We start from the raw sequence: 6,785 nt of genomic DNA on the forward strand, positions 1-6,785 counted from the left end.
CCCACTTTTTGGGGCTCTCGCAGATCTACACAGTTTATAGCTTTTTTGAGCATGGCCTGTGAAGAAAAACATAATTTGAAATCAACTCGCATAGACAATATGAATGATACTAACGAAAACCCGATTTACGAGCTAAAGCCGGAGATTAACTTCTGTACCTGCGGTTGTGAAGCTCGTTTGCTAAAAGAACGTAGCGCGGATTCGGAGAAGGGAAAGCTTCGGTACGTAGTGCGTTGTTTAGATGAGATGTGTGGCCACCAGGGACGCTACACACAATATCCATGGCAGGCTATTCTGGAATGGAATAAGTCTCCTATGTCGGAGTTTCCGGAAGATTTCAGAATTCCGTTTCTAACTTTGACCGGCTTAGGCGGGGAAGAGATCCGGCAAAAGCTGAATGAACATCGTTTGACTTTGGAGCAAAAGATCAAACAGCTGCGGGCAGAAAAAGTCAGTGGCAACACGGAAGAAATGAAGATAGCTCGCTTGCAATTGATGTGGGTTATCTATGCTCAAAGTTGGGCCAAGCTTAAATTCCCCAGGGAAGACGAGTTGGCGGTGATTGACGAGAATGAGGGCGCGGAAGAGAGTAACGTGCAGGAAGCGTAGCTGGCTTTTTCCTGCGTCGCTCAGAAATGCGGTTGAGGTTGCGCGACAGCCCCAGCCGCAAATTTAAAGCCTGACCCGAATCCGGCTCCCATAGGCTGGCGCGATCCGAATTAATTCATGCTACTAAGAACCCGATTTTATATTCCTCCTCTACGGGACAGTACTGTTGTACGTCAGCGCCTTCTGGACGTTCTTTCCGCCACGTCAGGTGGCTCTCTTATTGTTGCATCTGCTCCTGCCGGTTACGGCAAAACGACGCTGATTAGTCAGTGGCTTCACTTCAACCCTCATCAGTTTGCCTGGTTGACTTTAGGTGCCGAGCACAGCGCGATGGATGTGTTTTGGCGTTATACCATCACATCGGTTCAGCAAGTTCAGCCGCAAGTGGGTGCCCATGCATTGAAGCTGCTTGAGCCCAATGCCAACCAACCTGACGATTCTTTGGTAAGCGACAGCCTCTATCATGAATGCGTTGTGTCCTTTCTCAATGACCTGGACGAATTGGCGGCTATGAATAGGGCAGAGGGCGCTTTGACATTGGTACTGGATGATTTCCATTTTATTAGAAATGCCCGAGTGTACAGGTGGTTGAATGTGTTTCTGGATCACTTGCCTGCTTCAATACGTGTCATTGTGACCTGCCGCGACTTGCCCGAACTCAATCTGCCGCGGCGGCGGGCCAGCGGGCAATTGCTGCAACTCAATGCAGTCGATATGCGATTTTCTGAAACAGAAGCATTGGATTTTTTTCAACGGGTCGCCCATTGGCAGGGGGATGATCAGGTCCCTTTGAGCTTTTGTAAAAAAGCAGAAGGCTGGGTTGCAGGTTTGCAGTTGGTTGCCCTGTCGTTACGTCAGGCGCGGTCGGATGCAATCCGTTTGTTGGAAGACTCGCACCTGGATCGTCATATCGCTGATTACCTTTTTGAAGAAGTGTTTAGCGTGCAGTCAGAAGAGCTGCAAAAATTCTTGCTGCTGAGCGCGTTACCAAAACGTTTTTGCGCCGCATTGAGTAACGAACTCACCGGAAAAAAAGAGTGTTTTAAACTGATCGCCGAGTTGGAGCAGAGTAACTTATTCCTTGTGCCATTAGATAATCACCGAGCCTGGTTTCGTTATCACGATTTGTTCCGTCAGTTTTTATTGCAAAGAGTAAAAATGCAGACAGAATTTCAATTGAAGACAACATTAAATGTCGCTATCGGTTGGTTGGAGGCCAACGGTTATTACGATGATGCAGTAGAGGTTTGCCTGGAATTTCATTTGTGGAAAGAGGCCGGTCACCTCCTCTCCAGTGAATTTTTATTGCAGGATAACAACGAGCGTTCCCAGAAACGACATTTTTGGTTACAGCAGCTGCCATCCGAATTCAGGGTAAAGATAAAAAGTGCGTCAACAGAAGTTGAGGCACCGAGTCCGAGAGAAATTGAGACTGGTGAAGCCGCGATTGAACCACTGACGCGGCGTGAAAGAATGGTGTTGGAGCAGATTGCTAAGGGACTTTCTAACAAAGAAATTGCCAGGGAGCTGAATGTGTCGCTCAACACCCTGAAAGTTCATATTCGTAACCTATACGGAAAGATGGGGGTAGAGAATCGGACTCAAGCACTACTCAAAATCAAACCCTAGCTCCTTTTTTGTGCGTTATCGCCCACCCCTAATTCACCCCTGAGGGTGATTCCTGTCGTTCGTCCTACCTCTATATTGAGTGTGAAAATCTTCAGTTAATATATTGAGGGAGAATGGAATGGGGCGCGACCAGTTACAATACGATGTTGTCATCGTCGGTGCCGGACCTGCGGGTTTGTCTGCGGCATGCCGGATTAAACAGATTGCATTGCAGCGTGACACTGATATTTCGGTGTGTGTTGTGGAGAAAGGAGCAGAGGTTGGCGCGCATTCCCTTTCCGGAGCCTTGTTGCAGCCAACGGCGCTGAATGAGTTGTTTCCGGACTGGCAGGCAATGGGGGCACCACTCAATGTTCCGGTCTGCAGGGATGAAATTTATTATCTGACGTCGGACAAACGGGGATTCCGGTTTCCAGGTCTTCTGGCGCAGCGCGTCATAGATAATCACGGAAATTATGTAATCAGCCTGAGTGTATTTGTGCGTTGGTTGGCGGCGCAGGCGGAGCAACTGGGGGTTGAAATTTACCCAGGGTTTGCCGCAAGTGAGGCGTTGTTCGATGATCACGGGCGTGTTACCGGTATCGTTACGGGTGATATGGGGGTAAATAAAAGCGGGGAGGCCAAGCCCGGTTTTCAGCCGGGTATCGAAATCCTGGCCAAGTACACTTTGTTTGCCGAAGGCTGTCGCGGGCATGTGGGTAAGCAGCTCATACAGCGCTATGGACTGGACCGAAATAGCGGCACGCAACATTATGCCCTAGGTATTAAAGAGCTTTGGCGAGTCGATCCGGAAAAGCACCATCCAGGAACGGTGATGCATAGTTTTGGTTGGCCGCTATCGCAAACGAATACCGGTGGCGGAGCCTTTCTGTATCATTTTGAGAACAATCAAATATCGCTCGGGTTGATCACCGACCTGAATTACGAGAATCCCTACTTGAGTCCATTCGATGAATTGCAGCGCTGGAAGTTGCATCCGAAAATTCGTTGGCTGTTGGAAGGCGGGGAGCGCCTATCTTACGGCGCACGGGCGATTAACAAGGGGGGCTACCAGGCGTTACCCAAACTGTCCTTTCCGGGTGGCCTGATTATCGGGTGTGACGCTGGGTTTATGAATTACCCTAAAATAAAGGGCAACCACACCGCCATGAAGAGTGGAATGGTTGCGGCGGAAACGGTAATGGATGAATTGTTAAGCGATCAGAGGGGTGGCCTTTGCTTTGACCAGTTCGATGACAATATCCGAAAGTCGTGGGTCTTTCGTGAGCTTAAACAAGCCCGTAACGTCGCACCTGCGATGCATCGGTTTGGAATGCTGTTGGGTTCTGTATTCAGTTTTATTGATTATGGAATTTTGAGGGGCCGACTACCCATCACCCTGCAGGATCCGAAGCCCGATCATGAATGTTTGTTGCACGTGGACAAGGTTGCTCCAATAGCCTATCCAAAACCGGACGGAAAAATAACCTTCGATAAATTAACTTCGGTTTATTTATCGAATGTGAATCATGCGGAAGACCAGCCTTGTCATTTGCGCCTGCAGGACGCTGAATTACCCATCAACGTGAATCTTCCGGAATTCGCTGAGCCGGCGCAGCGCTATTGCCCGGCGGGCGTGTACGAAATTGCGGTGGAGGCCGGTGAGCCAATATTTAAAATTAATAGCCAGAACTGTGTGCATTGCAAAACGTGCGACATAAAGGACCCTTATCAAAATATTACCTGGATCGCTCCGGAAGCCGGTGGGGGACCGAATTACGGCAGTATGTAATTGACGGATCCGGATTAATGAGCTTGCCTTAACAGGAGAAGTTGCTTCTTTACCCACAGGGCCGATCTCGGTAAATGGTGTAATTGTGCAAATACTAACTGCTCCGGATCTTTTTCACGCAGAGTTTCAGCTGCTGTTGGACTCCATGCCTGCAGGCACTCCGCTGCGACAACGATTTTTATTGAAACACTATCGGCAACACGTCGATTCTCTCTGGCAAAATAACGGCGAAGAAGTGATGGCAGCCTGGGTAGTCAACAGCCCGGGCACTCGACCTCAGGTCTGGTGGAAATTGGTGTTTCCGGCTGATATTGAACTGCCCTTCGAACGGGGAGTGGCCGGTGCCTGGGCTAAGTGGCCGGGGATGGTTCCGGACGGGGGCGTTCAGCAAAAGACTCTGATGCAGTATGGTTTGTTGGATTGGGTGGGGAGATACTGACGTGAGATAGGGCTATCTCGAAACTGAATTTGGTTGGTTGAGGTCGACTGAAAAGTGTTTATAACTATCTGATACTTAATGTTTAGTTAGATTCGTATTTATAAATGTACCCCATAAGTACCCCCAAATGTTCGCCGTTGGGCTCCTTTTTCAATCCGGCAGAAATGATTCTGGCCTTCGGCTAATTATTTTCAATTTTTTTAACTTACTTGAGAGGCATACGCAGGTAGCGTATAGTTTGTGTTCGTGCGCAAGTAACGTATAGGTTAACATGAAAGCCGTTTTTGTTGAGTTGCCCCCGTTTGAGCGTTATCGAACGAACTACATGGACGATGCTGCTTTTAGGCAGTTTCAGCAAGAACTATTGGCCAACCCTCAAGCGGGTGACGTAATCAAGGGAACCGGTGGCCTGCGCAAAGTGCGGTTCAAAGATCAGCGCAGAGGCAAGGGTAAGCGGGGCGGCGTCCGGGTAATTTATTACTGGTGGCAAGGTGGCCGTCAGTTTTGGTTGTTCACCCTATACAGTAAAGGTGAGATTGTCGATTTGACCAAGCAAGAGAGTCTGGCTTTGGCAGCAATGCTAGAAGTGTTACTAAGCCGTGAGGTGCATTGATATGAAGCGTAATTTATTTTCTGAATTGAGTGAGGGCTTTCAGGCACTCAAAGATGAGCAGAACGGCAAAGTGACCCTGAAGCAACATGCGGTAGAACTGCCAGAAAAGGCGGAGGTTACTAGCGTTGAGCTGGTAGCCCTGAGAGAGCGCCTTAATTTATCTCAAGCGGTTTTCGCTCGCTACTTACGTATTAACAAGCGCACTTTGGAAAACTGGGAGCAGGGCAGGGCTAAACCAAATGCCCAGGCAGCTGTACTAATCAAGCTGGTGGAAAAGTACCCGGACACATTAGACCGGCTTGGTATGGTCTAAACGGCCATTCTACAAACTGGAATCTTTCTATGACAACCTATCATTTTGAATTGGTGTTCAGGCTTCACCAGGATGAAGATCCATCGGCGCACTTTGATGCGCTGTTTGAAGCCGGGTGTAATGATTCCAGCCCAAGCACAGGAAAGACCGGTATGATCGGCTTAACCTTTGACCGCGAGGCCGCTAGTGCAATCGATGCCATTAGCAGCGCTTTTGAGAATGTGAATGCAGCCATCCCGTACGCGCATATTGAGCGAATCAGCCAGGAATAACATTACAGAAATACTTTAATCTACTACTTCGCATTCAGCGTCCTTTTCGCACCAATAGTGTTGCAAATCGCCCCAGCGCTGCCTCAGCCAATTATCTTGTTTAAGAGTCGATATGGGGCGGTGGTAAAGAAACTCGTGAACTTTCTGGAAAGTGCCTTTATTAGTGTAATTAGCACTGAGCATGACTGGCGTCAGAAAGAAAAACCCTACAACGTAAAGTACAAGCATTGTGAAAATGGGTATTAGAATCTTTTTATGTCTATTCACCAAATTCCCTCTCGATTGCAGAAAGCAATTCACTTGGATATTTCCACCAAGCACCCAGTGATCCGGTCTCGACTACAAAGTGCTCAAGTGAGTCTGGCATGTTGACCCAGGTGCCGCCCAGCGCGTTAGTCCATTGTTCGTGATAATCCACGCCAAAGCAGACGTCACCTCGGGCCATATCTTCACCAGGGCCGATAACTCGCTTACCAGCATTACGCATAACTTGACCGGCAATAATGGGATAGCACATATACGAGCATTGTTTAACGCCTTTTTTGTAGCCAGTTCCTTCAAAATTTTGTGGTTCACACAAATATTTGGGCATATTTGAAAATCCTTTGAAATAGCGCTGCCGCTATAAAGACAGATCGTACGCAAACAAGGCTGATAGGGCGGGCCTTTGCCATGTAAGAACCTGATAAAACCTGAAGTTTGATTCCTCACTCTCAAGGAACTGGCCAGCGTTCAAGGCAATACCGACCCTCGAATATTCCGCAAGCAATTTAATATGGCTTCCTGTTTAAGGGCTGCAACAATTCAGGAAAAGAGTAATGACTGCATTCACTTTAAGGACTCAAGAAACAAACTATCTAAATGCGCCTACTTTAGATCTTCTAATACCACCCTGATTTAGATTGAGCTGACAGTATTATGGTTGTTATCGATGGCGCCAGACTTCTAAATACCCCAACGTTAGAACCATAATAATCTCTACTGCCTATGGCTATATATTAAGGTGTACACATAGCGACGTAAGCAATGGGATGGACTCCTCCTTACCACTCCGGCATCCACGTGCCAAAATAGTGAGTGAACAGGTAGGCATTGTGAATATGAGGAGAATCCCAAATGAATATTATCCGCGTTGGTGT

Annotated in this window: 8 protein-coding genes; 7 read left to right on the forward strand and 1 reads right to left on the reverse strand. The window is 48.0% G+C overall.

Annotation, left to right across the window (positions count from 1 at the left end; all coding sequences use genetic code 11):
• The first annotated feature begins 99 nt into the window (after nucleotides 1–99).
• The 7 genes from FT643_RS21165 (at nucleotide 100) to FT643_RS21195 (ending at nucleotide 5,646) form a co-directional block, all read left to right on the forward strand.
• A complete protein-coding gene (locus FT643_RS21165; RefSeq protein WP_156873416.1) occupies nucleotides 100–609 on the forward strand; it encodes a hypothetical protein in 510 nt (169 codons plus the stop codon).
• A 117-nt stretch (nucleotides 610–726) separates the two neighbouring features.
• A complete protein-coding gene (locus tag FT643_RS21170) occupies nucleotides 727–2,238 on the forward strand; it encodes a helix-turn-helix transcriptional regulator (protein WP_156873417.1) in 1,512 nt (503 codons plus the stop codon).
• A 118-nt stretch (nucleotides 2,239–2,356) separates the two neighbouring features.
• A complete protein-coding gene (locus FT643_RS21175; protein WP_156873418.1) occupies nucleotides 2,357–4,009 on the forward strand; it encodes an electron transfer flavoprotein-ubiquinone oxidoreductase in 1,653 nt (550 codons plus the stop codon).
• An 85-nt stretch (nucleotides 4,010–4,094) separates the two neighbouring features.
• Nucleotides 4,095–4,448, forward strand: coding sequence for a hypothetical protein (locus FT643_RS21180; protein ID WP_156873419.1), 354 nt, complete (start codon nucleotides 4,095–4,097; stop codon nucleotides 4,446–4,448).
• 271 nt (nucleotides 4,449–4,719) lie between these two features.
• Nucleotides 4,720–5,061 carry a toxin gene (locus tag FT643_RS23965; protein ID WP_156873420.1) on the forward strand — a complete coding sequence of 114 codons (342 nt, stop codon included), beginning with the start codon at nucleotides 4,720–4,722 and terminating at the stop codon, nucleotides 5,059–5,061.
• A 1-nt stretch (nucleotide 5,062) separates the two neighbouring features.
• Nucleotides 5,063–5,374: a helix-turn-helix domain-containing protein gene (locus tag FT643_RS21190; protein ID WP_156873421.1), complete on the forward strand. Its 312-nt coding sequence runs from the start codon at nucleotides 5,063–5,065 to the stop codon at nucleotides 5,372–5,374.
• A gap of 29 nt (nucleotides 5,375–5,403) precedes the next feature.
• Nucleotides 5,404–5,646, forward strand: a complete 243-nt coding sequence (locus tag FT643_RS21195; protein WP_156873422.1) for a DNA-binding protein — start codon at nucleotides 5,404–5,406, stop codon at nucleotides 5,644–5,646.
• Nucleotides 5,647–5,905: 259 nt separating this feature from the next.
• On the opposite strand, the gene FT643_RS21200 is transcribed toward FT643_RS21195, so the two are convergent.
• Nucleotides 5,906–6,238, reverse strand: a complete 333-nt coding sequence (locus FT643_RS21200; RefSeq protein WP_156873423.1) for a hypothetical protein — start codon at nucleotides 6,236–6,238, stop codon at nucleotides 5,906–5,908.
• Between the last annotated feature and the right edge of the window lie 547 nt (nucleotides 6,239–6,785).

Source organism: Ketobacter sp. MCCC 1A13808 (genome assembly GCF_009746715.1).
GTDB lineage: Bacteria > Pseudomonadota > Gammaproteobacteria > Pseudomonadales > Ketobacteraceae > Ketobacter.